A 24,535-nucleotide genomic window follows, 5' to 3' on the forward strand; every position below is an offset into this window, starting at 1 on the left:
CACCCCCGCCGCCGTCACGCCTTGTGGCCGAGTTCGTCGCAGCCGCGCAGGAAGCGCTCGTCGGGCCCCTCCGTGCCGAGGATCGTGAACACGTCGTCCGGCGTGCTCATGCCCTTGGACTTCGCCTCGACGATCAGCACCGACTGCACGGACTGGTGGTCGCAGGCCCGGAAGCTCTGGGGGCCCTTGTAGAAGTCGGCCTTGAGGCCCTCCATCGCGGTCACGACCTTGGCGGTGTCGGTCGATCCGGCGGCCTTAACCCCCTCCAGCACCGAGCGGACGCCGGCATAGCCCAGCGCGCCGTAATCGGAGGGCACGGCGCCGTTGTAGGCGGCGCGGAAGCGGTCGTTGAACGCCTTGGCGGAGGGCACCGTGTCCTCCAAGCGCCAGTAGTACGAGGTGCCGCCGACGACCCCGTCGAAGGCGTCGCCGCCGGCCTTGCGCGCGGTGAACAGCAGGACCGGCGCCACGAGCTTGGTGTTGCGCTTCAGGCCGAACTCGGTCGCCTGCTGGATCGAGACGACCTGGTCGCGGCCGAAATTGCACAGGCAGAGCACGTCGGGCTTGAGCGCGGCGATCCGGGGCAGGAAGGCGGAGTAGTCGGAGGCGCCGATCGGATGGCGGATGTCGGCCACCACCTCGATGCCGGAGGCCTCGCCCGCCCGCTTGAAGCCGCGCATCATCTCGTGGCCGTAGGCGTAGTCGGCGCTGAGGAAGGCGACGCGCTTGCCGGATTTCGGGAAGACGTAGCGGCCGACGGCGCCCGCGGTCATGTGCGGGTTCAGCGCCTCGTGGAAGGTGGTGCGGCCGAAATCCTTGGCCTCGTTGATCGCGTCGGACTGGCTGATCGAGTTGTAGATCACCCCGCGCTCGCGGGCGACGTTGTTGATCGACAGCGTCACCGCCGCCGAGAGGCCGCCGACGAGGAAGTTGACCCGGTCCTTCTCGATCAGCTCCAGCGTCCGGGTGGCCGCCTCGCCGGGGTTGATCTTGTCGTCGCGCACGAGCAGCTCGGCGGTGCGGCCGTCGAAGCCGCCGGCCGCGTTGAACTCCTTGATCGCGAGCTGGGCGGCGCGGACCTGGTCGTTCGCCTCGGCCCCGAAGGCGCCGGTGAGCGGGACCGGGAAGCCGATCCGGATCGGCCCGGCCTGCGCCGCGGCCGAGCGCAGCAGCGCCGGGGCGGCGAGCGCCAGCGTGGAGGCGGCGGCGCTGCCCCGGAGGAGCCCGCGCCTGTCGATGCCCGTCGTCATCCCCTCAGTCCCTCCCTGCGCCGCGTGTCCTCATCGGGGCCGGTTCTCGTCGGACCGGTTCCCGCTCCCTGCGTTCAGACCAGGCCCAGCGCCTCCAGCACCACCTCCGGCGTCACCGGCTGGCGCGAGACCCGCGCGTCGAGCGGGCGCAGGGCGTCGTTGATGGCGTTCACGACCGCGGCCGGCGCGCCGGCGGTGCCGGCCTCGCCCGCGCCCTTGGCGCCGATCTCGGAGGAGGTGGTCGGCGACACCACGTGGGCGACCTCGATGTCGGGCATCTCGCCGGCCATCGGCACGAGGTAGTCGGCCATCGAGCCGTTCAGCAACTGCCCCTCCGCGTCGTAGAGGCAGTGCTCGAACAGCGCCCCGCCGATGCCCTGGACGATGCCGCCGCGGATCTGCTCGTCGACGAGGAGCGGGTTGAGCACCGTGCCGCAATCCTCGACGCACCAGTGCTTGAGGAGGCGCACGAAGCCGGTCTGCACGTCGACCTCGACATAGGAGGCCTGGACGCCGTTGGTGAAGGCGAAGGGGTAGTCCTTCGGCACGTAGTGCCGGGTTGCCACGAATTCCGGCTGGACGCCCGGCGGCAGGGTGTCGGAGCGGAAATAGACGATGCGGCCGAGTTCCGAGAGCGGCATGCGCTCCGTGCCGCTCTCGGCGTCCACCACCGCGCCGTCGCGCAGGTCGAGGCTCGCGGGATCGGCCTGGAGGATCGCGCCCGCCACCGCGACCACGTTGGCCCGCAGCGCCTTGCCGGCCTGCCACGCCGCCTCGCCGCCGATGCCCGCCCCGCGCGAGGCCCAGGTGCCGCCGCCGTAGGGCGTCGCCTGCGTGTCGCCGGAGATCACGCGGACCTTCTCCATCGGCACGCCGACCGCGGTGGCCACGATCTGCGCGATGATCCCCTCGGTGCCCTGGCCCTGCTCGGTCACGCTGATGGCGGCCACGACCCCGCCCTGCGGGTCGAGCCGGATCGTGCAGCCGTCCTGCGAGGAGATGCGCGCGCCCCCGACCCCGTAGAACGCCGCCGAGGGGTTGGTGATCTCGATGAAGGCGGCGAGCCCGATGCCGCGGTGGATGCCCTGCGCGCGCAGAGACGCCTGCTCGGCCCGCAGGGCGTCGTAGCCCATCATCGCCTTGAGCTTGGCGAGCGCCGCCTGGTGCGAGAGCTTCTCCAGCTTGATCCCCGACACGCCGGCGCAGGGGTAGGCGTCGTCGGGGATGACGTTGCGCTCGCGCATGGCCAGCGGGTCGAGCCCGAGCCGCGACGCCCCGAGATCGACCAGCCCCTCGGCGACCATGGTCGCGATCGGGTGGCCGACCGCCCGGTACTGGCAGGTCGGCGCCTTGTTCTGGAGCACCACGCGGGCCCGGGCCCGGTAGTGCCGGTGCCGGTAGGGCCCGCCGGTGAGGTTGACGACCTGATTGGCCTCGACCGCGCTGGTGCGGGGGTAGACCGAGTAGGGCCCGATCCCGGTCAGGTCGTCCATGTCGAGGGCGAGGATGTCGCCCTCGGCGGAGAAGGCCATCCGCGCGGTGACGCGGTGGTCGCGGGCGTGGATGTCGCTCTGGAAGCTCTCCAGCCGGTCGGCGACGAACTTGACCGGGCGCTTCAGCATCAGCGCCAGCGCGCAGGTCGCCATCTCGTCGGGGTAGATGTGGACCTTGATCCCGAACGAGCCGCCGACATCCTTGCAGATCACCCGCACCGCGCCCTCGGGCAGCGCGAGGTGCTTGCACAGGATGTCCTGCATCATGTGCGGGGCCTGGAAGGAGTGGTGGACGGTGAGCAATCCGTCCGCCGCCGCCCAGTCCGCCAGGATCGCCCGCGGCTCCAGGCAGACGCCGGTGTGGCGGCCGAACTGGAAGGTCTCCTCGACGACGAGCGCCGCGTCGCGGAACGCGGCGTCCACGTCGCCGACATCGAGGCTGCGCTCGAAGGCGAGGTTGTCGCCGAGTTCCGCGTGGATCGGCGGGGTGCCGGGATCCAGCGCCGTCTCCATGTCGACCACCGCGGGCAGAGGGTCGAATTCGACGGCGATCGCGGCGAGCGCGTCCTCGGCCTCGGCCCGGCTGCGGGCGACGACCGCGCAGAACGGCTCGCCGACCCAGGTCACCCGGTCGATCGCCAGCGCGTGCTGGGGCGCCGAGCGCAGGCCCTTGAAGTGGCCGAGCACCCCGACCCAGGGCGTGCAGATCGCGGCGAGTTCGGCGCCCGTCACCACCGCGAGCACGCCCGGCATCCCCTTCGCCTCGGCGGTCTCCACCGACAGCAGGCGGGCATGCGCGTGGGGGCTGCGCAGGAAGGCGACGTGGCCGAGACGGGCGGCGGGCACGTCGTCCACGTAGACGCCGCGGCCCTCCAGCAGGCGCCGGGCGTTCGGCCGCGGGACCGAGCGGCCGATATAGCTGTTCGGCCGGTCGAGGAAGGTGAGGCCGCTCGCGTCCGCGCTCATTCGGCGGCGTCCCGGCCGGCGGCGTGGCGCGCCTCGGCGGTCGTCGCGATCGCGTCGACGATCGCGTGGTAGCCGGTGCAGCGGCAGTAGTTCCCGGCGATCGCGTCGCGGATCGCCGCGCGCTCGGGCACGCCGCCCTCGGCGAGCAGTTCGGCCGCCGTCACCAGCATGCCGGGGGTACAGTAGCCGCATTGCAGGGCGTTGCGGGCGTGAAACGCGTCCTGGAGATCACGGATGGATCCGCTCTCGGTCAGGCCCTCGACGGTCTCGACGACCGTGCCGTCCGCCTGGACGCCGAGCATCAGGCAGGCGCGCACCGCCCGGCCGTCGACGAGGACGGTGCAGGCGCCGCACACCCCGTGCTCGCAGCCGAGATGGACGCCGGTGAGGCCGAACGCGTCGCGCAGCAGGTCGCCCAGATGCGTCCGGACCGGGGCCCGGCAGCGGACGGATTCCCCGTTCAGCGTGAAGGCGACCGCGCGCTCGCGCTCAGGAGCCTCAGGCGCCATCGCCATCCCCCGCCATGGATGCCCCCGCCATCGATGCCCCCGCCAGCAGCGTGCCCGCGACCCGGCCGAGGATGACCCGCGCGAGGTGCAGCCGCGTCGCGGCCCGCATCGCGGGGTCGCCCGGCGGGTCCAGCTCGTCGGCGAGCGCGGCCTGGGCGGCCTGGACGTCGCCCGCCTCGATCGCCGCGGCGGCCGCGCGGGCCAGCACCGGCCGGTCGCCGACGCCGAAGAAGGCGAGCCGCACCGCCGTCAGGCCGCCGCCGCTCCGCCGCGCCGTCGCGGCGAGGCCCGCGAGCGCGTAGTCGCCGTGGCGGCGGGCCAGTTCCTCGAAGCCCCAGACCGCGTCGGCCGGGGGCAGCGGGATCTCGACCGCCGTGACGATCTCGCCGGGCTCCAGGGCGGTCGTGTAGAGGCCGAGGAAGAACTCCTCCGCCGCGATCCGCCGCTCGGCCTCCGGCCCGCGGACGACGACCGTCGCGCCGAGCGCGAGGCAGCAGGCGGGCCACTCGGTCGCCGGGTCGGCGAGCGCCACCGACCCGCCGATCGTGCCGCGGTTGCGGATCGCGGGGTGGGCGATGTGGGGGAGGGCGGCGGCGAGAAGCGGCAGGCGCGCGCGCACGACCGGGGCGGCGCCGACGTCGCGGTGGCGGGTCATGGCGCCGATCCGCACGACCCCGTCCGCCTCCGAGACGCCGGCGAGCCCGGGGATCGCGTTCAGGTCGACCAGCAGGCCGGGGGCGGAGAGCCGCATGTTGAGCGCGGTGACGAGGCTCTGGCCGCCCGCGAGCGGCACCGCGTCCTCGCCGTGGGCGGCGAGCAGGGCCAGCGCCTCGTCGAGCGAGGCCGGGCGCGCGTAGGCGAAGTCGGGCGCCTTCACCCCTGTCCTCCTCCCGGTGGGCTTGCCCATCCCCGCCCCGATGGGACAGGCTGGATGCCCTTATTGATCGTTCGCTCAATAGAAGGGCAAACGGGGATGGCGTCAAGCAGCCCTGCAACCGGACCGGCACCCGAACCCGCGCGCGGTCCGGCCGGCGGCCAGGATCGCGTCCCGGCGGGGCGCCGGCTCACGGCCGAGAACCGCGAGCGGCAGATCGTCGAGGGGGCGATCGCCTTCTTCGCGGAGGTCGGGCTGGACGGGCACACCCGCGCGCTGGCGGCCCGGCTCGGCATCACCCAGCCGCTGCTGTTCCGCTACTTCCCGACCAAGGCGGCGCTGATCGAGCGCATCTACGAGGAGGTCTATCTCAAGCGCTGGGATCCCGGCTGGGAGGCGACCGTGCGCGAGGCCGCGCTGCCCTGCCTCGAACGCTTCCGCCGCTTCGAGATCGACTACCAGCGCCGGATCGACGACTACGCGTGGCTGCGGATCTTCGTCTCGGCGGGGCTCAAGGGCTTCGACCTGCCGAGCCGCTACTTAGGCATGGTGCGCGCCCGCATCTTCGCGCCGCTCCTCGAAGCGATGCGCGCCGAATCCGGCCTGCCGAGCCCCGCCGCGCAGCCGCTCGCGCCCGACGAGTTCGAGCTGCTGTTCGGCATCCACGGCGCCCTGGTCTACGTGGGCCTGCGCTCCCGGGTCTACGGCATCGACGGCACCGCGGACCGCGACGCGGTGCGCGCCGCGATGCTCGACGCCGCCCTGCCGGGGCTGCTCGCGACGCACCGGCGGGTGGTCGCCGCGGCGGCCCTTCCGGGGCGGACCGCGGCGCGCTAGCCTGTGTGGGGGGAGGGCGCGGACGATGGCGCAGGAGACGGCAACGGCACTTCCGCCCGACCTCGCGCGGGAATTCGCGGCGGCGGCGACGAACGGCTGCGTCGGCACCCGGCTCCTGTCGGAGGACCCGCGCTGCCGGGTGTGGACGATCGTCCTCGAGCCGGGCGAGCGGATCGGCTTCCACACCCACGTCCTCGACTACTTCTGGACCGCGGCCACCGCCGGCCGGGCCCGCTCGCATTACGGCGACGGCCGGGTCGCGGAGGTCGAGTACCGGGCGGGCGACATCCGTCACCTCGCCTTCGGACCGGGCGAGTCGATGACCCACGACCTCGCCAACATCGGCGACACGACCCTGGTGTTCACGACCGTCGAGTTCCTGGACGGCGCCAACCCGCCCCTCGCCCTGCCCGCCGCGATCCGGGCCGAGGCCGACGCGGCCCCTACCCGGTGAGCCCGGCCGGCGGCACCGCCGTGCCGTCCATCACCGCCTCCGGGCTGCGGTAGCGCTCCGCCGCCGCGCGCTCGGCGGCACCGAGCCGCTGGGCCTGGAGGTAGGCGCCGAGCTCCCGCCCCCGGGCGACGACGGCCGCGCCGTAGGGGCGGCGGCGCGCGTCGAACGTTCTGAGCGCCGCGCGAACGTCGCCGTCGGCCGCGCTCACGGCGTCCGTCAGGGCGGCGGCGTCCTCCATCGCCTTGGTCACGCCCATCCCGACATGCGGGCGCGCGACGAAGGCGGCGTCGCCCAGCAGCGCGACGCCGGGCGCCGGCGCCATGGACGGCATCTCGAGGTCCAGGATCGCTTGGAGGAAGGGGCTCGGGGCCCGCCGCATGACGTCCGCGAAGGGCGGGGCCAGCACCCGCTCCGCCTCCGCCCGCATCGCCGCCAGGACCTCGGGCCGGATCCGGTTCGGCGGGATGGAGAGGGCGTGCCGCGCCCCGCCCGTGTCCGTCATGAGGCCCGCGAGGTCCTCCGCGGGCGCCGGCCGATACCACACCGCGTTGAAGAGCCGGGCCCCGGGGCGCCCGTCCGCGTCGGCCCCCGACACCGGGTAGCCGAGGATCTGCTCGCCGGGCGGCAGGCAGAACGCGAAGTGGTCGCCGATCGCGGCCCGCGTCGCCCGCGCGAGGTCGGCCATGTCGACCACCGCCCGCCACGCCACGTAGCCGGCATAGGCCGGCGCCACCCCGGGCAGGAAGCCGGCGCGCACGGACGAGTGCAGGCCGTCGGCGCCGACGAGCAGGTCGCCCGCGACCCGGCCGCCGTCCGCGAAGCGGGCCACGACCGCGTCGCCGTCGCGCTCGACCGCCACGAGGCGCGCCCCGAGCCGCACCGCGTCGCCCGGCAGGGTCTCCCGCAGCAGGGCGTGGAGGCGCCCCCAGCCCGCGAGCACCTGCGGCAGCGCCCGTTCGGCGACGACCCGGCCGTCGCGATCCAGCACCCTGCGGACCGCGACCGTCACCCCGAGATCGCGCGGCGCGACCGGTACGCCGCAGCGCGCGAGCACCGCGTGCAGGCCGGGATGCGTGACGATGCCGGCCCCGCGGCCGGCGAGCGGCTCGGCGGAGCGCTCGTGGACCGACACGGCGTGTCCGGCCTGGGACAGGAGCCGCGCCGCGGTCAGGCCCGCGATCGAGCCGCCGATCACCGTGATCGCCAGTCTGCGCATGCATCCCCCGAACGCGATCCCGCTGCCGGGCGAATCTTTTCACGGATTGGTGGGAAGGGAAGGGGCCGTCCGGTCACCGATCGGCTCCGGTACAGGCACCGTGCGCCTTCGCCGGGCCCGAAGCCTCACACGAAGTGCGTCGGCAGCGCCGCGACGCGCGCGCACTCGATCAGCGCGAAGGCGAAGCCCGTCGTCAGCGCGGTGGCGATGACCCGGTCCATCGCGGTCATGCCCTTGGTGATCATCGTGGTGGCCATGGTGCGTCCCCTCAAGTTTATCGTTGTCGGTTGTTTTTGGCGGCTTCAGACGAAGTGGATCGGCAGCGCGAAGCTCTGGGCGTAGGTGGCCACGAGGAGCACGCCGCCGAGTCCGGCGGAGGCGGCGAGGAAGAGGCGCGTCGTCAGGGTCATCGTCGGTCTCCGTCTGTGCCGCGACTGTCTTCGCGGTGTGACGGTGGTCTACGCTCAAGCTCGGGACGTCGACGTGCTTTGGAACACGCGCGATGCGCAGGTTCGAACCCTGCGTGCCGGGGGGCGTGCGTCGCGGCCGACGGCGGCCCCCCCCGACGGCTCGGGGCCCGGCGCACGCCCGTGCCGCGTGTGCTCCGGGCTCGGGAGCTGCGGACGGGGCCGGCGATCCGGGATCGCCGTCGAGGCGGCTCCGTCGCCGTCCGCCCTGTGCGCCGAGCGGGACAGCGAGCATCGCGGATCTGCGCAGGACAAGGCGGCGCGCTCGGCGCCGACCGCCCCTGGACGCGCGGCGGTTCCGGGCGAAGAACCGCCGCAGCGGGATAAGGCGGGCGCTTCAGTCCACGCCGCAGGCGAGAAGGTCCCGCCAGCGCTGCTCGGCACTCTCCCGCGCCTCTTCCTGCCAGCTCTCCTCAGGTGGGATCGCCCCGACCCGGTTCGGCCTCTCACCCGGGAGATGCAGGCTGCGCGGGTCGGCGGACAGCGCGCCGGTCGTCTCCGGGTCGTTGCCGCAATCCCGGCCGGACGGATCGGCCCCGGCGAGCGCGGGGGCCGCGCACACGACCATCATCGCCGTCAACGCGGCGAGCGTCTTGGTGATCGTCCTGGAGAGCGTCCTCATGACAACGACCAGAGAATCCTGACACACCGGAACGAGCGCGACCGCGGCCCGGGGGCGGGGTCGCGCGGGGCCGGTCGGCTTACCGGACGGGGCTCGGCCGGGACAGGTCCGCACCCATGGGCGTGGCGCATGCGGTCCCCGAGTTGGGCGGCCTTGACCCCGGTGCCGGTGCGTCGTGACCGCGGCTTGCGGATCGCACCGCGTCGGCGCAAGACTCGCGCGGGACAAGACTTGCGCGGGAGGTGGGCCGATGCTCGACACCCTCGCCGTGGCGGCCGGCCTCGCCGCCGCGTTCACGCTGGGCGGCTTCGCGATCTCCCGGGCCGGACCGCACGCGGACCACGCGACGGCGATCCTGGCTTCGGTCGCGGTCGGGCTCGGGATGCTGGCGCTGATCGGCGGGCTCGCTCGGCTCGACGCGCAGGGGCCTTCCGTCTCGCAGGCCGATCCCCGCCCGGATTACGGGATGAGCTGGCGTCCGCCGGCGCGGGTGCCGGTGAACTAGACCTGCGCGCCGCCGAAGTGGATGCCGGTTCGGCGAAAGAGAGCGCGTCGAAACAAGGACTTGGAGCTGCGGACGATCGCAACGCCACGGCCCACGACAGTTCGTACCGGGCGGCGCATCCGACCCTGTTCCTCATCCTGAGGTGCCCGCGAGAGCGGGCCTCGAAGGAGGGCTCCAGGGATCGCGGCGCCCTCTGGAGGGCTCCTTCGAGGCCCCTTGCCACGGCAAGGGGCGCCTCAGGATGAGGGGGTCTGATGGGATCCGCGGGGCTGTACCCCGGACTGTCGTGTACTCTGCGCAACGCGGCCGGGAACAGCTCTAGTTCCGCGCACAAGAGGCCAGCGCCCACCGCCGAAGGCCGTTCCCGATACCAGATAGGCGGGGGATCGCCCGACACGGACGGCGCGTCCCGCGACGCATCTCTGGAATCCGGGTGTCTGCGGCGCGGGACTGTGCTATGGCTGGCCGCGATGTCAGGCTGCTGCACCCTCTGGCGCAGGTTCGCGACGATCCTTCAGGTCGTCGCGCTCGTCGGCATGGCCTTCGTCACCGGGGCTCACAGCCACCGCGGCGAGGTCACGGCCGGCCACGTCCGGTCCGCAACCGTCGACCTGCCGGCACAGGCGGTCGAGCGCGTCCTCCAGGCGAGCCCGTCGGACGACGCCCACGAGAGCGCGGGACCGACGGCCGGCCTCGATTGCTGCCAGCACCACACGATGCGGCTGAGCGGCGAGAGCGCTCCTACCGTCACGCGGACGCTCGGCCGGATCCTGGCCGGCATCCGCGCCGTGACCTTCGACAGCGTCCCGCCCGAGAGCCAGGCCGAGCCGCCCAGACCCTTCGCCTGAGGTCTGCGCGCCGCCGCGCGCGCCGAACGGCTCGGCCCGACGCGGCGCCGCGCCCGTCTCCGCGAAGGTCCATGTCCCATGATCGCTCCGATAGCCCCCGCCCTGCGGGCGGCCGCGCTCGCCCTCTGCCTGTGCACCGGGCTGGCGCCGCCCGCCGTCGCGCATGACGGCCACGACCACGGCGACGCGGCCGGCGCGCCCCCCGCCGCGGCGGCGCCCCGGGCTGCGTCGAGCACCGACGCCCTCGAACTGGTCGCGATCGCCCGCAACGGGAGACTGACCGTCTATCTCGACCGGGTCGCGACCAACGAGCCGGTGACCGGCGCCGTCGTCCGGGCCGAGACGCCCGACGGCCCGGCGGAGGCGGCACCGCTGCCGGACGGCGGTTACGGGCTGGACGCGCACTGGAGCGAGCGGCCGGGCGAGCACGAGGTGCTGTTCACCGTCGCCGCGGACGGCGGCGCGGACGTGTTCCCCGTCACCCTGGTCGTGCCCGAGGCGCCCGCCGAGCCGGCGGGCTCCGGCGCCTCGGCCTGGGCGGTGGGGCTCGCGGCGGCCCACGACTTCGAGCGTCACCTCCGGGATGCGGATCCGCTGCCGCTGGCGGTGGGCGGCGGGGGCTTCCTGCTCGGCATCGCGGCGACCCTGCTCGCCCGGCGGCGGCGCCTCGTGCCCGCCGCCGCCCTGGTGGCGCTCGTCCTCGCCATGCTGCTGGCGCCGCGCGCCTTCGCGGGCGAGGGCCACGACCATGGCGGGACAGCCCCCAAGACCATGGCCTTCACCGGCGCCGGCCAGGACCTGGCGCGGCGGCGGCCGGACGGGTCGGTCTTCGTGCCCAAGCCGACCCAGCGCGTGCTGGCCGTCCGCACCGTCGTGACGGCGGACGGGACCCTGCACCGCACCGTCGAGCTGCCCGGGCGGATCGTGCCCGATCCGAGCGCGAGCGGCGTCGTCCAGTCCTCGGTGGGCGGGCGGCTGTCGACGCCGGAGTCGGGGATCTTCCCCCGCCTCGGCACCCGCGTGCGCAAGGGCGAGATCCTGGCCTACGTCACCCCGCCGGTCCAGGCGGTCGACATGTCCGACATGCGCCAGCGCCAGGGCGAACTCGACCAGCAGATCGCCATCCTGGAGCGTCGGGTCGAGCGCTTCCGCAAGCTCGCGCCGGGCGGCTCGGTCTCGCAGGTGCAACTGGAAGACGCACAGGCCGAGCTGAAGGGGCTGCTCGACCGCCGTGCCGCCCTCGACAGCATCCGCCAGCAGCCGGAGGCCCTGAAGGCGCCGGTGGACGGGGTCATCGCCGAGGCGAGCGCGGTGGCCGGGCAGATGGCGAGCCCCGGCGTGCAGGTGTTCCAGATCGTCGATCCCGCCCGGCTCTGGGTCGAGGCGCTGAGCTTCGACGCGGTGGCGGGCGGGCAGGACGCCACCGCCCGCTTGGCCGACGGACGGGTGCTGCGGCTCGCCTTCATGGGCGCGGGCCTCGCCGACCGCAGCCAGGCGGTGCCGATGCACTTCGCCGTGCAGGACGCGCCGCCGGAATTGCGCACCGGGCAGTTCGTCACCGTGCTCGCCGGCACCGACGTGCAGCGGACGGGGCTGGCGCTGCCGCGCACGAGCGTGGTGCGGGGGGGCAACGGCCAGAGCATCGTCTACGAGCACACCGCGCCCGAGACGTTCGCGCCGCGCGAGGTCAGGGTCGAGCCGCTCGACGCCGCGCGCGTCCTCGTGGTGTCGGGGCTCGCCCCGGGGCGACGGGTCGTGACCCAGGGCGCCGAACTCCTCAATCAGGTCCGCTGAGGAGGCGCGCATGTTCACGCTGCTGGTCACGCAATCGCTGCGCAACCGCCTGCTCGTGCTGGCGCTCGCGGCAATCCTCGTCGTCTACGGCGCCTATACGGCGACCAAGCTGCCGGTCGACGTGTTCCCCGACCTGAACCGCCCGACGGTCACGATCATGACCGAGGCCGAGGGGCTGGCGCCGCAGGAGGTCGAGCAGCTCGTCACGTTCCCGCTCGAGACGCAGATGAACGGGCTGCCCGGCGTGACCCGCGTCCGCTCGGTCTCCGGCGTCGGCCTGTCGGTGGTCTACGTCGAGTTCGACTGGGGCACCGACATCTACCGCAACCGCCAGCAGGTCTCCGAGCGCCTCGCGATGGTGCGCCCGCAACTGCCGCCGACGGTCAACCCGACCATGGGCCCGGTCTCCTCGATCATGGGCCAGATCGTCATGGTGGCGGTCAGCGGCGGCTCGGTCTCGCCGATGCAGTTGCGGGAACTCGCCGACTTCACCATCCGCCCGCGGCTGCTCGCGATCCCGGGGGTCGCGCAGGTCATCCCGATGGGCGGCGAGGTGCGCCAGTTCCGCGTCGCGCCCCAGCCCACGGCCCTGCGCGCGCTCGGCGTGACCCAGGCGCAGCTCGAAGGCGCGCTCGCGCAGTTCGGCACCAACACCGGCGGCGGCTTCGTCGACCAGCACGCCCGCGAGTACCTGATCCGCAACCTCGGCCGGACCATGGAGCTCGACGACCTGCGCAACATGGTCGTGGCGACCGTGGCCGGGCGGCCGATCTTCCTGCGGCAGGTCGCCGACGTGTCCTTCGCCGCGCGGGTGAAGCGGGGCGACGCCGGCTACATGGGCGCGCCCGCGGTCGTGGTCTCGGTCGAGAAGCAGCCCGGCGTCGACACGCTCCGGCTCACGCGCGAGGTCGAGCGGGCGGTGGGCGAGATCACCGCCAACCTCAACGCCTGCGGGCCGGGGCCGGGCAAGGCCGCCGCAGGACCCGCCGCAGCAGGACCCGCCGCCGCCGGACCCACCCTCGCCGAGCCGGCCGGCGAGGCCTGCGCCTTCCGCGGCGTGCGCGCGGACAGGCTGATCTTCCGGCAGGCGAACTTCATCGAGACCTCGATCCGCAACGTCGAGACGGTGCTGATCGAGGCCGTCGTCGTGGTGGCGGTGGTGCTGTTCGCCTTCCTGCTCAACGTGCGCACCACCGCGATCTCGCTGACCGCGATCCCGGTCTCGATCCTGGCGACCGCGATCGTGTTCCACGCCGCCGGCCTGTCGATCAACACGATGACGCTGGGCGGCCTCGCCATCGCCATCGGCGAGCTCGTCGACGACGCGGTGGTCGACGTCGAGAACATCTTCCGGCGCCTCGGCGAGAACCGCGCGATGGGCAGCCCGCGGCCGGTCTTCGACGTGGTCGTCGCCGCCTCGAACGAGGTGCGCTCGGGCATCGTCTACGCGACGATGGTGATCGTCCTCGTGTTCGTGCCGCTGTTCGCGCTGTCGGGCATCGAGGGGCGGCTGTTCGCGCCCCTGGGGCAGGCCTACATCGTCTCGATCCTGGCGAGCCTCGTCGTCTCGATCACCCTGACCCCGGTGCTCGCCTACTACCTGCTGCCGGGTCTGACGCGCCTGGAGGCGCACGAGAGCGGCCTCGTCCGGGTGCTCAAGCGGGCGAACGCGGCGGTGCTGCGCGCCCTGCTCGGCCGCGCCCGGCCGGTGATGCTGGTGGCGGGCCTCGCGGTGGCGGCGGCGGGCCTCGCGGCCCTCTACCTGCCGCGGACCTTCCTGCCGCCGTTCAACGAGGGCTCGTTCACGGTCAACATGACCTTCACCCCCGGCATCTCGCTGGCCGAGAGCAACCGGATCGGCCTCGTCGCCGAGCGCCTGCTCCTGGAGATGCCGGACGTGCGCTCGGTGGGCCGACGCACCGGCCGGGCCGAACTCGACGAGCACGCCGAGGGCGTCCACTCCTCGGATCTGGAGATCGACCTCAAGCCCGGGGCGCGGCCCAAGCCCGAGCTGGTGGCCGACATCCGCGGCCGCCTCGCGGTGCTGCCGGTCAACGTCAACGTCGGCCAGCCGATCTCGCACCGGCTCGACCACATGCTGTCGGGCGTGCGCGCCGAGATCGCCCTCAAGATCTTCGGGGAGGATCTCGACACCCTGCGCGCGCTGGCCGACGACCTGAGCGGGCGCATGGCGGACATCCCCGGCATCGCCGACCTCCAGGTCGAGCGGCAGGTGCTGATCCCGCAACTGGAGATCCGCGTCGACTACAACAGGGCCGCCCTGTACGGCGTGCAGCCGGCGGCGCTCGTCGAGCAGTTGAGCCGCCTGTCGAACGGGCAGGTGGTCTCGCGCGTCGTGGACGGCTACCGCCGCTTCGACGTGGTGATGCGGCTCTCGGACGCGATGCGCACGACGCAGCGGCTCGGCGACCTGCTGATCGAGACGCCCTCGGGCTGGGTGCCGGCCCGGCAGATCGCCGACATCCGCGAGACCGACGGCCCGAACCAGATCCTGCGCGAGAACGCCCGCCGCCGCATCGTCGTGCAGGCCAACACGCAGGCGGGCGCCGACATGGGCGCCGTCGTCGCGGCGATCCGCGCGCGCGTGGCGGCGGCCGACCTGCCGAACGGGTACACCGTCCAACTGGAGGGCGCGTTCCAGGCGCAGGCCGAAGCGTCCCGGGTCATCGGCCTGCTGTCGCTGCTCTCGCTCGCCCTGGTCTTCGCCCTGCTCTACAGCCGCTACCGGTCGGTCGTGTTCACGCTGATCATCCTCGGCAGCATCCCGCTGGCGCTGATCGGCTCGGTGGCGGCGCTGTGGATCGCGGGGCAGCCGCTGTCGGTGGCCTCCATGATCGGGTTCATCACGCTCACCGGCATCGCCACCCGCAACGGCATCCTCAAGATCAGCCACTACCTGAACCTCGCGATCCACGAGGGGGTGCCGTTCGGGCGGGACCTGGTGATCCGCGGCAGCCTGGAGCGGCTGGCGCCGGTGCTGATGACGGCGCTCTCGGCCGGCGTGGCGCTGGTGCCGCTGCTGATCGGGGCCGACGCGCCGGGCAAGGAGATCCTGCACCCGGTGGCGGTGGCGATCTTCGGCGGCCTGATCAGCGCGACGCTGCTCGACACGGTGCTGACCCCGGTCCTGTTCCTGGCCTTCGGGCGCAGGCCCCTGGAGCGTCTGCGGGACGAGGTGCTCCGCCGCCCCGGACCCGCCGCCACGGCCGAACGCGGCGCCCCCGCCGGGGCGTTCTGAACCCGCGACACCTTCGACGAGGAGAGGACGGATACCATGCGCGCACACCTGTTCCCGGCGGCCCTCGCGGCTGTCGTCATCGCTGCGCCCTGCCTCGCGGCCGGCCCGAACGGCGGGGCGACGGTGGTGGCGGACGGCCACCCGGTCGAGTTCGTGGCCACCGACGCCGGCCTGACGTTCTTCCTGACCGGCGAGGACGGCAAGCCGGTCGACACCGCCGGCCTGACGGCCAAGGCGTTCGTGACGGCCGGCGGCAGGACCGAGACCCTGGTCCTGAAGCCGGCCGCCCCGAACCGCCTCGCCGCCGACCTGAAGGCGCCGCTGCCGCCGGGCGCCAAGGTCGTGCTGTCGACCAGGGTGCACGGCCACACCCTTCAGGCTCGCTTCGAGCGGTAGCCCACCGGCCGCGTGACGGCGTCGACGGCGGGCGGTTCCGGGTCCGGGGGCCTGACTTCGCGGCGCGATCCTCAAGCGCTCGCCTACCAAACCGGCTCCGGCGTCGCTAGCGTGACGGCTCCGACGCGGAGATCGGTCGTTCTGGGGGGAGTGGATGGGCGTCCTGAGCCTGTTGCGGATCGCGGCCGCGGGTGCGGTCCTGTCGCTGACCGCTCTCGCGGCGAGCGCCGCGGACTACCCGGCGCCGAAGGAGGGCGACTGGACCGTCCGGGATTTCAAGTTCCACACCGGCGAGATCCTGCCCGAACTGCGCCTCCACTACACCACGGTCGGGGATCCGAAGGGCGAGCCGGTGGTCGTCCTGCACGGCACGACCGGATCGGCAGCCAGCATGCTCACGCCCGGCTTCGCCGGCGAGCTGTTCGGTCCCGGCCAGCCGCTCGACGCGACCAAGTACTTCATCGTCATCCCGGACGCGATCGGCCACGGGAAATCCTCCAAGCCCTCCGACGGGCTGAAGGCGAAGTTCCCGAAGTACGACTACGACGACATGGCGCAAGCCCAGTACAGGCTGCTCAGGGAGCATCTCGGCCTCGACCACGTCCGCCTGATCATCGGCAACTCGATGGGCGGCATGCACGCCTGGATCCTGGGCGTTCGGCACCCCGGATACATGGATGCGCTCGTTCCGATGGCGTCGCAGCCGACCGAGATGGCGGGCCGCAACTGGATGATGCGCCGGCTGCTGATCGAGACCATCCGGCGCGATCCGGCCTATGCCGACGGCGCGTACACCGCCCAGCCGCCGTCCCTGCGGGTCGCCAACGTTTTCTTCGCGCTGGGCACCAGCGGCGGCACGCTGGCGCTCCAGAAGCAGGGGTCGACGGGTGAACGGGCCGACAGGCTCGTGGACGCGCGCCTGGCGGCGCCGTTCGGTGCCGACGCCAACGATTACGTCTATCAATGGGAATCGTCGCGCGGCTACGATCCCTCGCCGGGCCTGGAGCGGATCGAGGCCGCGGTTCTGGCCATCAACGCCGCCGACGACGAGCGCAATCTGCCCGAGACCGGGATCATGGAGCGCGCGATGAAGCGCGTGAAGAACGGCCGCCTGTACCTGATCCCAGCGAGCGACGAGACCGCGGGCCACGGCACCACCGCCCTGGCCAAGTTCTACAAGCAGCAGCTCCGAGACTTCCTGCAAGCCGCACCGAAACGGGCGATGTAGAGCGACCGCCTCGATCCAGACGAAGAATTCCCGATCGATCCACTGTAGTAGACCGGTCGGAACGTCCCGGAGACCGCGATCGGGTCCCGCTCACGGCGCGGACCGGACGCGTCGCCGCAGACGCCGGACGACGGGCCTGCCTCAGCGTCGTCCCCCCGCGGCGCACGTCAGACGCCGCTCCACGCCGCGCGGACGGATCCGGTCGCCGCATCCGGCTTGGCCGCGCCGATGAAGATCACCACCGGGCCGTGGGCGTCGCGCCGGGGATCGTAGAAGTCGAGCAGGCCCGGATGGATCCGCTGGATGACGTCAGGCTGCCGGCCGCTCCGGCGCAGGAGGTGGTCGACGACGACCTGATCGCCGTGCACCGCGTTCGGCACGGGACCGCAGGACCCCGGCGCCATCCAGTGCGCGGGGTCGGCCGCGAAGGTCGTGTAGAGCGGACCGAGCTCGTCCCCGTGCCAGCGCAGCAGCGCGGTCGAGAGCCGCCCCGCGTGGAAATAGTCCTCCATCGCGGCGAGGCCGGGTTCGGCCAGGGCATCCGCCGGCCCGGTCAGGACCGTGTCGAGGTCGCACAGGAGCGCCGGACCGTCGGTCAGGCCGGGGCGGAACGCCTCCATCTTGGCCCACCAGGCCGGCCAGTCGTGGCGCAGGGCCACCCGCTCCACTCCCGGGACCGCGAGCGGCAGGTCCGTGAGGCAGAGGATCCGCGCGAAGGCCGGCGCGTGGCGGCGCACGCCGCGCGCGAGGCGCTCGACCCAGGTCGCATCGTAGCGCCCGCCGCCCTTGAGGACGGTGATCAGGGTGGACATGGCGTTCAGCCTTCGGGGGGGTGCAGGCGGATGCGGCCGGACGCCTCGGCGGCGGCGAACCACGCGCGCTCGGCCGCCCAGGGGTGGCCGGGCCAGCCGGCGAAGCCGAAGCCGTAGGCGTCCGCCGGCCGCGCCCGCGCGGGGCGGCCGTCCAGCAGCGCGAGGGTCACGAGGAAACCGGTGCTGGGGTTCGGGCCCCCCTCCGTCCGGGCGGCCAGGAGGTCGTGCGCCCGACCGTGCAGAGTCTGCGGCAGGACGTGGACCGGGCGTCCCAGGGGCCGCAGCAGCGTCAGGATCTCGCGCGTCCAGCAGATCGGCTCGGGAACGTTCTGCTCCGCCGGGAGCATCGGGAAGGGCAGGATGAAGGCCCGCGCCTCCCGGACAACCGGGCGCTCCAGGAAGTGCCGGTCCGCCAGCCATTCCCGTGTCTGGCCGCCGCGGTTCACCAGGGCGAGATGCGTGACGCGCCGGCCGGTCCTGCCGCCGAAGCCCGGCGCGTTGTTGAAGCGCACCACGCACGTGGCCGCATCGATCGCCGGCCCGACGTCGCCGATCCCGGGCGCGTTGCCGACAATGGCGAGCGACGGTCCGGTGGGCAGGCCCCGGGTGTCGGGGGAGGGGGGATCGACGGCGCGGGGCATGTCCGGCAAAGGTCGGCAAGGATCGCGGGGAGCAGCCGAAGTAAGGTGCCGGCCGGGGACAGCCAGACCGCGGCCGGATGGAATCCACCGGGGTGACGACCATGCGCCGATGCTTCGTCTGCGCGGCCGACATGCTCGGGCCCGGCGGGCGGCGCCTGACCTATCCGGACGGCCGGAGCCGCAGCTTCGCGCGCGCCTGCGGCTCCTGCGGCGTCTTGTTGGCGGACGGGGCCGATCCGGCCGCGTGTCGGGAGCACTTGGCCCGAAGCCTCGCCGCACCGGTCTTCGCGTCGGACCCGGACGCCCCCTACGGCTTCGACCTCTACACCCTCCGGACCGCCGCGACCCGCCTCGCCCGGGGCACACGCCCGCTCGACGAGGCGGGCCGCGCGGCGCTGCTCCACCCCCACGACCGGGGCGCGGCGCGGGCGGACCTCTACGCACTCGCAGATGCCGACGGGCCTCCGGTCTCGCTCGGCCTGCTCTGCCGCCCGGCGGAGCTGGACGCGGTCCTGGCGGCGCTGCCCGGGCAGGCCGGCTGGACGGACGACGCGGCGATCCTCCTCGACGGGCCGGCGGAGGCGCCCCGGGCGGTGCCGGTCGCCGGGTTTCCGGACGGCGCGGTGCGCGTGGCCGCGCGGCCCCTCGACGGCGATTTCGCCGCGCAGCGGAACGCGCTCCAGGACCTCGCGCGCCGGGCCTGGATGCTGCAACTCGACGCCGACGAGTCCATACGCCCCGCCGCCGGCCGGCTCCTGCCGGCCCTGGTCGCGCAGGCCGAGGCGGGGGACGTGGTGTCGGTCGGGCTCGCGCGGGCCAACAGGGTCGACGGCGTGCTGTCGGACGTCTTCCCGGACGTCCAGTACCGGCTGAACCGGAGATGCGTGCGCTTCGCCGGGCGGGTGCACGAGCGGCCGGTGCTCGACGGCGGCTGGCCCCGGAGCTTCATCACGCTGCACGGCGTCATCGCGCATCGCCTGAGCGCGGCCCATGTGCGGGCGCGCTCGCGCCGCTACGAGGCCCTCGATCCCGGCCGCGGGCGGATCGAGGAGGAAGCGGCTTTGCTGCGTCCCTACGCGGAGTGACCGGTCGGCGCGCGTGTCCGGACCGCCGGTCAGGCGCCCCGGGCTGCCGCGACCGCGCGCCGGTAGAGCGCCAGGGTCTCCCGCCCGAGGCTCGCCCGGCCGAAGCGTCCGGCCGCCGCCAGGGCGCGCGCGCGGTAGGTCCGGCGCAGGCCGGGATCGACGAGGAGCGGGCGCAGGGCCTCGGCCACGGCCGGCCCGGTCGCGTTCCAGGCGAGGGGGCCGGCGCCGGGCGCGCCGACGAAGGCGCGGGCGCTCGCATCCTCCGCGCACGCGACGACCGGCCGGCCATAGGCCAGGGCCTCCTGGTAGACCAGGCCGAAGCTCTCGTAGCGGGACGGCGCGACCACCGCGTGCGCCCGCGCGTAGGCCTCGGCCAGCGCGGGGCCGTCGATCCGGCCGCGGGCGCGGAGGTGCCGCCGCGCCGCCGCGGGCAGATCGGCCGGAAGGTCGCCCGGCGCTACGCCGACGAGATCGAGCCGGAACGGCGGCAGGCCGCCCCGGGCGTGCTCCCGGCCGAGGATGGCGACCGCGTCGAGGAGCGCGTCGAAGCCCTTGCGCGCCTCCGCCCGTCCGACGAACAGCAGTGAGACCGGTCCGTCCTGCGGGTAGGCGGTGCCGCCGGCGCCCGTCGCGACCTCGGGCGGGAGGCTGAGGCCGATCACCGCGGAGGGCTGCCGGCCCCCGAGCCCGTAGGCCCCCGCGATCACCGCCCCGTGCTCGGCGGTGTTGGCGATGAGGCCGGCGCTGCCCCGGGCCTGCCGCCGTTCGAGGCGATCGGCCGTCCACCCGTCGAGGCGGTCCCGCAGGGTGCCGGCGGGCTCGCGCGTGAAGGCGGCCGGCGTCGAGCTGCGCGTCACCAGCGGCAGGTCGGGGCGTCCGGCGAGCAGCGCGGCCGGCGCGTACCAGTTCGTGGCCTCGACCACGGCGAACGGCGCGCGGCCGTGCGCGTCGAGCACGGCGCGCCGGAAGGCGAGCGGCGCGGCCAGATGCCCGGCCGAGCCCCACCGGCGCAGCCGCGCCAGGGTGCCGCAGGACGGCAGGGCGAGGCCGACCACCGCGACGCCGCCGACCCGCGCGCGGCCGGTCCGGTCCAGGGTGAACACCGTCACCTCCGCGCCGGCCTCGGCGAGGCTCTCGGCGATCTCGCGGGCCGCGGTCGAGAGCCCGCTCGGGGCCGGCGGGTAGTCCCAGGCCAGGAGGGCGGTGCGCATCAGGCCGCGAGCAGGCGGCGGTAGAGCGCGAGATAGTCGCGCGCCATGCGCTCGGCGGTGAAGCGCGCCTCGAACCGGCGCCGGATCCCGGCCCGGTCGAGGCGATCCAGTCCGGCGAGCGCGCCGACCGCCTCGGCCTCGCTCGACACGATGAAGCCCGTCACGCCGTCCTCGACGATCTCGGGGACCGAGCCGCGGTTCCACGCGATGACCGGGGTGCCGCAGGCCATCGCCTCGATCATCACGAGGCCGAAGGGCTCGGGCCAGTCGATCGGGAACAGGAGCGCCCGGGCGCTGCCCAGGAGCTCGCCCTTCCGGGCATCGTCGACCGGCCCGAGATAGGTCGCCTCCGGCCCGAGCAGGGGGCGCACCCGGCGGTCGAAATAGTCCGGGTTGCCGGCGTCGATCGTGCCGCCGAGGCGGATCGGCAGGCCGGCCGCGCGGGCCACCCGGATCGCGGTGTCCGGCCGCTTCTGGTCGGTCATGCGGCCGACGAAGGCGACGTGGTCGGCGGGTTCGGTGCGAAGGGCGTAGCGGTCCCGGTCGATGCCGTGATGCACGACGCCCAGCCGGTTCGCGGCCGGGATGCCGCTCTGCTGGGACGCCGAGATGGCCGCGACCGGCAGGTCGGGGAAGCCCGCGAAGAACAGCGCCCGATCGAGTTCGTCCACCCGCCAGTGCACCGTGGTCAGGCTGCGGCGGCGGCGCTCGCCCAGCAGCGCCGCGTGGGCGAACTCGCCGTGGCAATGGACGATGTCGAACGCCCCGAGCCGCAGGCGCAGCGCCTCCAGTTGCAGGGCGTCGAGCGCGGCGGGGACGCCGGGCGCGACCCGCCCGTGGCGCCGTTCCAGGGCCGAGAGGCTCGGGTAGTCGCCGACCCGGGGCAAGTCTGTCGCACTGTCCGACGGCGCGAACAATGTTACTTCGAGACCCAAGCTTCGCAATGCAGCGCTGAGATCGTGCACGACACGCTCCGTGCCGCCGTGATCGTTCGGGGGAACGGGAAAAATGTTCGGCGCGACCTGGGCAACGCGTATCACAGCGCCCTCTTTACATGGGTTAAGTTCCGAACGACGTTCGAACGCGTTCGCATCCGTCTGATGTTCGTCCTGCATATCGCCCTGCAGGGCTGCCTGCGCGGCGACGGCGTCGTCTACGGGCTCACCGCCGATACCGGCGGCCACATCCGATACCTGCTCGATCTCGTCTCGGCTTCGGCGCAGGATCGCGACCTCGCGCGGATCGTCGTGGCGACCCGGCTGTTCACCGGCCCGCTCGGGACCGCCTACGCCGTGCCCGAAGAGCGCATCTCGGACAAGGTCACGCTCGTGCGGCTCGCGAGCGCGTCCCCGGCCTACTGCGCCAAGGAGGAGATGCACGCCGAGGTCGCGCATTTCGCCGAGAACCTCGTCGCCTGGATCGCGGCGCAGGACCGGGCGCCGGACCTGATCCACGCCCACTACGCGGACGCGGCCACGGTGGCGGCCCTCGTCGAGGCGCGGCTCGGCATCCCGTTCGTGTTCACGGCCCACTCGCTCGGGCGCGTCAAGGTCGCGATGCTGGGCGGACACGCCCCGGGTCCCGACCTCGGCCGCCGGATCTCCGCCGAGGAGGCGGCCCTCGCCCGCGCGCGGCTCGTCATCGCCTCCTCCCGCGACGAGGCCGAGGTGCAGTATGCCGGCTACGCCGCCTACGAGCCCGGCCGGATCCGCATCCTGCCCCCGGGCAGCGACCTCGGCCGCTTCGCCGCGGCCAGACCCAACCCGCGCATCGACGCGGCGATCGGCCGCTTCCTGCACGACCCGGACAAGCCGGCGCTCCTGGCGCTCGCCCGGCCCGTGGCGCGCAAGAACCTCGCGGCGCTGGTGCGGGCCTATGGGGAGAGCCCGGAGCTCCAGGCCGCGGCCAATCTGGTGATCGTCGCCGGCACGCGCGAGGACATCGACAGCCTCGACGGCGACATGGCCGCGACGATGCGCGACCTCCTCGTGCAGATCGACCGCTACGACCTCTACGGGCGGGTCGCCTACCCGAAGACCCATCGTCCGGACGACGTTCCGGCGCTCTACGCCCACGCCCGCGCCCGCGGCGGCCTGTTCGTCAACCCGGCCCTCAACGAGCCGTTCGGGCTGACGCTGCTGGAGGCCTCGGCCGCGGGCCTGCCGCTGGTCGCCACCGACAGCGGCGGCCCGAACGATATCGTCGAGACCTGCGGCAACGGGCTGCTGGTCGACCCGCGCGCGCCCGGATCGATCGCCGCGGCCTGCCTGCGGATCCTCGGCGACGCGGCCCTCTACGCCCGCTGCGTGGCCGGCGGCGCGCGGGCGGCCGCCGCCTACGACTGGGACCGGCACGCCGCGCGCTACCACGTCCTCCTGCGCGGCCTGCTGGCGCCGCAGCGAGCCGCCCCGCCGACCCGGCAGCTCCTCGTCTGCGACATCGACAACACCCTGATCGGCTGCGAGGCGGCGCTGGGCATCTTCCGGCGCTGGCGCAGCCGGCAGGCCGGCCTCGCCTTCGGGGTCGCGACCGGCCGCTCCTTCCACAGCGCCATGGCCGTGCTGGAGCAGCAGGCGAGCCCCCGGCCGCAGGTGATGATCACCTCGGTCGGCTCCGAGATCTACCATCTCGACGCGAACGGCGTGACCTACACGGGGGATGCCGCGTGGGGCCGGGCCATCGCCGTCGACTGGGATCGGCCGGCGGTCCACGGCGCGCTGCGCGGGCTCGACGGGCTGGCCCCGCAGGGTCCGCTGGAACAGCGGGCGCTGAAGCTGAGCTATTTCGGCGACGCGGCCGCCGCGCAGCGCGTCCGCGAGCGGCTGGACGAGGCGGGCATCCCCGCGCGCGTCATCCACAGCCACGGCCGCTACCTCGACGTCCTGCCCGCGGCGGCCTCGAAGGGCACCGCGGTCGATCACGTCCGGACCCTGTACGACCTGCCCGAGCGCGCCGTGTTCGTGGCCGGGGATTCCGGCAACGACATCGAGATGCTGCGGGCCCGCGTGCAGGCGATCATCGTCGCGAACTACTCGGACGACCTCGCGAGCGACGCGTCGCTGAAGCATTCCTACGTCGCCCGCAGGACGCATGCGCGGGGGGTCATCGAGGGCGTCTCGCACTTCCGCCGGAGGCTCGCCGATGTCGGCTGAGCCGGCGGGCACCGCCCCGAGCGTGCTGACCCTGGTCCGCGGCCGCGCCGACCGCCTGCGCAACCTGATGCGCGGGCTCGCCGCCCAGTCGGTGCCCCCGCGCGAGCTCGTCATCGCCTGGATGCAGGCGGCGCCGGCGCCGGACCTGCCCGATCCGGGCTGCCCCGTCCGCCACGTCCTCGTCCCGGGCGAGCCGATGCCGCTGGCCGCCGCGCGCAACCGGGCCGCGGCGGCGGCCGCCGCCGATCTCCTCGTCTTCCTCGACGTCGACTGCATCCCGTCGCCGACCCTCGTGGCGGCCTACAGGCGGGCCGCCGCGACGGCGCGCGGGCTGTTCCTCGGCGAGGTCCTCTACCTGCCGCCCGCCGCCGCGGGCGCCCGCGATCCGGCCGACCTCGATCGGCTCGCCCGGGCCCATCCGGCCCGGCCGGCGCCCCCCGAGGCCGGCCTGCGGGCGGAACCCGATCCCGGCCAGCTCTGGGGCCTGTCCTTCGCGCTCGCGGCCGCCGACTGGCACGCGGTGGGCGGCATGGACGAGGCGTATGTCGGCTACGGCGGGGAGGAGACGGACTTCGCCGCACGCTCGGCGGCGGCCGGGCTGCCGACCTTCTGGGTCGCGGGCGCCCGCGCCTTCCACCAGCATCACCCGGTACACGTGCCGCCCTTGCAGCACTTCGCGCCGATCCTGGCGAACGCGGCGCGCTTCCGTGCCCGGCACGGGCGCTGGTGCATGACCTACTGGCTCGAACAGTTCCGCGCGGCCGGGTTCATCGACTGGGACGCCGACGCGCCGGCGATCCGCACGATCCGCCCGCCGACGCAGGCCGAGGTCGCCGCCGCGCTGCGGCCCGACGCCCTGTTCTCCTGACGCCCCTCACTCCCGACGCCCTCATCTCCCGACGCCGAGGCCGAACAC

22 protein-coding genes are annotated in these 24,535 nt (G+C 74.0%); 11 read left to right on the plus strand and 11 right to left on the minus strand.

What is annotated here, in order from left to right; genetic code table 11:
* Window positions 1–14: 14 nt before the first annotated feature.
* From Q8W71_RS10160 to Q8W71_RS10175, 4 genes are all read right to left on the minus strand, one after another.
* Window positions 15–1,250: an ABC transporter substrate-binding protein gene (locus Q8W71_RS10160; protein ID WP_305525242.1), complete on the minus strand. Its 1,236-nt coding sequence runs from the start codon at window positions 1,248–1,250 to the stop codon at window positions 15–17.
* A 74-nt stretch (window positions 1,251–1,324) separates the two neighbouring features.
* Window positions 1,325–3,709, minus strand: coding sequence for a xanthine dehydrogenase family protein molybdopterin-binding subunit (locus Q8W71_RS10165; RefSeq protein ID WP_305525243.1), 2,385 nt, complete (start codon window positions 3,707–3,709; stop codon window positions 1,325–1,327).
* A complete protein-coding gene (locus Q8W71_RS10170; RefSeq protein ID WP_305525244.1) occupies window positions 3,706–4,218 on the minus strand; it encodes a (2Fe-2S)-binding protein in 513 nt (170 codons plus the stop codon). Before Q8W71_RS10170 ends, Q8W71_RS10165 begins: the two co-directional genes overlap by 4 nt.
* On the minus strand, window positions 4,208–5,095 hold the full coding sequence (locus Q8W71_RS10175; RefSeq protein ID WP_305525245.1) for an FAD binding domain-containing protein: 888 nt from the start codon (window positions 5,093–5,095) through the stop codon (window positions 4,208–4,210). Before Q8W71_RS10175 ends, Q8W71_RS10170 begins: the two co-directional genes overlap by 11 nt.
* A 96-nt stretch (window positions 5,096–5,191) precedes the next feature.
* Here Q8W71_RS10175 and Q8W71_RS10180 point away from each other — a divergent pair, with 96 nt between their 5' ends.
* Together Q8W71_RS10180 and Q8W71_RS10185 are read left to right on the plus strand one after the other, a co-directional pair.
* Window positions 5,192–5,929, plus strand: coding sequence for a TetR/AcrR family transcriptional regulator (locus tag Q8W71_RS10180; RefSeq protein WP_305525246.1), 738 nt, complete (start codon window positions 5,192–5,194; stop codon window positions 5,927–5,929).
* A gap of 25 nt (window positions 5,930–5,954) precedes the next feature.
* Window positions 5,955–6,383 (plus strand): cupin domain-containing protein, encoded by a 429-nt coding sequence (locus Q8W71_RS10185; protein ID WP_305525247.1) that lies wholly within the window; start codon window positions 5,955–5,957, stop codon window positions 6,381–6,383.
* Here Q8W71_RS10185 and Q8W71_RS10190 read toward each other — a convergent pair.
* The 3 genes from Q8W71_RS10190 to Q8W71_RS10200 all read right to left on the minus strand — a co-directional run bounded on the left by Q8W71_RS10190 (window position 6,373) and on the right by Q8W71_RS10200 (window position 8,688).
* Window positions 6,373–7,599: an FAD binding domain-containing protein gene (locus Q8W71_RS10190; protein ID WP_305525248.1), complete on the minus strand. Its 1,227-nt coding sequence runs from the start codon at window positions 7,597–7,599 to the stop codon at window positions 6,373–6,375. The two genes, Q8W71_RS10185 and Q8W71_RS10190, sit on opposite strands and share 11 nt — an antisense overlap.
* A 125-nt stretch (window positions 7,600–7,724) precedes the next feature.
* Entirely contained in the window at window positions 7,725–7,856 is a 132-nt protein-coding gene (locus Q8W71_RS10195) for a hypothetical protein (RefSeq protein ID WP_305525249.1), read from the minus strand.
* A gap of 547 nt (window positions 7,857–8,403) precedes the next feature.
* Window positions 8,404–8,688: a hypothetical protein gene (locus tag Q8W71_RS10200; RefSeq protein ID WP_305525250.1), complete on the minus strand. Its 285-nt coding sequence runs from the start codon at window positions 8,686–8,688 to the stop codon at window positions 8,404–8,406.
* A gap of 250 nt (window positions 8,689–8,938) precedes the next feature.
* Here Q8W71_RS10200 and Q8W71_RS10205 point away from each other — a divergent pair, with 250 nt between their 5' ends.
* From Q8W71_RS10205 to Q8W71_RS10230, 6 genes are all read left to right on the plus strand, one after another.
* Window positions 8,939–9,193: a hypothetical protein gene (locus tag Q8W71_RS10205; RefSeq protein WP_305525251.1), complete on the plus strand. Its 255-nt coding sequence runs from the start codon at window positions 8,939–8,941 to the stop codon at window positions 9,191–9,193.
* A gap of 470 nt (window positions 9,194–9,663) precedes the next feature.
* Window positions 9,664–10,041 (plus strand): hypothetical protein, encoded by a 378-nt coding sequence (locus Q8W71_RS10210; RefSeq protein WP_305525252.1) that lies wholly within the window; start codon window positions 9,664–9,666, stop codon window positions 10,039–10,041.
* 78 nt (window positions 10,042–10,119) lie between these two features.
* Window positions 10,120–11,835 (plus strand): efflux RND transporter periplasmic adaptor subunit, encoded by a 1,716-nt coding sequence (locus tag Q8W71_RS10215; RefSeq protein ID WP_305525253.1) that lies wholly within the window; start codon window positions 10,120–10,122, stop codon window positions 11,833–11,835.
* Window positions 11,836–11,845: 10 nt separating this feature from the next.
* Window positions 11,846–15,094: an efflux RND transporter permease subunit gene (locus Q8W71_RS10220; protein ID WP_305525254.1), complete on the plus strand. Its 3,249-nt coding sequence runs from the start codon at window positions 11,846–11,848 to the stop codon at window positions 15,092–15,094.
* 36 nt (window positions 15,095–15,130) lie between these two features.
* Window positions 15,131–15,490 carry a hypothetical protein gene (locus tag Q8W71_RS10225; RefSeq protein WP_305525255.1) on the plus strand — a complete coding sequence of 120 codons (360 nt, stop codon included), beginning with the start codon at window positions 15,131–15,133 and terminating at the stop codon, window positions 15,488–15,490.
* 154 nt (window positions 15,491–15,644) lie between these two features.
* Entirely contained in the window at window positions 15,645–16,718 is a 1,074-nt protein-coding gene (locus Q8W71_RS10230) for an alpha/beta fold hydrolase (protein WP_305525256.1), read from the plus strand.
* Window positions 16,719–16,885: 167 nt separating this feature from the next.
* Here Q8W71_RS10230 and Q8W71_RS10235 read toward each other — a convergent pair whose 3' ends face one another.
* Window positions 16,886–17,530 carry a hypothetical protein gene (locus Q8W71_RS10235; protein WP_305525257.1) on the minus strand — a complete coding sequence of 215 codons (645 nt, stop codon included), beginning with the start codon at window positions 17,528–17,530 and terminating at the stop codon, window positions 16,886–16,888.
* A 5-nt stretch (window positions 17,531–17,535) separates the two neighbouring features.
* Window positions 17,536–18,171, minus strand: coding sequence for a hypothetical protein (locus tag Q8W71_RS10240; RefSeq protein ID WP_305525258.1), 636 nt, complete (start codon window positions 18,169–18,171; stop codon window positions 17,536–17,538).
* A 101-nt stretch (window positions 18,172–18,272) separates the two neighbouring features.
* Between Q8W71_RS10240 and Q8W71_RS10245 the strand changes: the two genes are divergently transcribed.
* Window positions 18,273–19,256, plus strand: a complete 984-nt coding sequence (locus Q8W71_RS10245) for a glycosyltransferase family protein (RefSeq protein WP_305525345.1) — start codon at window positions 18,273–18,275, stop codon at window positions 19,254–19,256.
* Between the two features lie 29 nt (window positions 19,257–19,285).
* Here Q8W71_RS10245 and Q8W71_RS10250 read toward each other — a convergent pair whose 3' ends face one another.
* Both Q8W71_RS10250 and Q8W71_RS10255 read right to left on the minus strand, forming a co-directional pair.
* On the minus strand, window positions 19,286–20,467 hold the full coding sequence (locus Q8W71_RS10250; RefSeq protein WP_305525259.1) for a glycosyltransferase family 4 protein: 1,182 nt from the start codon (window positions 20,465–20,467) through the stop codon (window positions 19,286–19,288).
* Complete coding sequence (locus tag Q8W71_RS10255; RefSeq protein ID WP_305525260.1) at window positions 20,467–21,507, minus strand: glycosyltransferase family 4 protein; 1,041 nt, start codon at window positions 21,505–21,507, stop codon at window positions 20,467–20,469. Before Q8W71_RS10255 ends, Q8W71_RS10250 begins: the two co-directional genes overlap by 1 nt.
* A gap of 60 nt (window positions 21,508–21,567) precedes the next feature.
* Here Q8W71_RS10255 and Q8W71_RS10260 point away from each other — a divergent pair, with 60 nt between their 5' ends.
* A complete protein-coding gene (locus Q8W71_RS10260; RefSeq protein WP_305525261.1) occupies window positions 21,568–23,619 on the plus strand; it encodes an HAD-IIB family hydrolase in 2,052 nt (683 codons plus the stop codon).
* Complete coding sequence (locus Q8W71_RS10265; protein WP_305525262.1) at window positions 23,609–24,487, plus strand: glycosyltransferase family 2 protein; 879 nt, start codon at window positions 23,609–23,611, stop codon at window positions 24,485–24,487. Before Q8W71_RS10260 ends, Q8W71_RS10265 begins: the two co-directional genes overlap by 11 nt.
* Window positions 24,488–24,535 lie beyond the last annotated feature (48 nt).

This window comes from Methylobacterium amylolyticum, assembly GCF_030700245.1.
Lineage (GTDB): Bacteria > Pseudomonadota > Alphaproteobacteria > Rhizobiales > Beijerinckiaceae > Methylobacterium.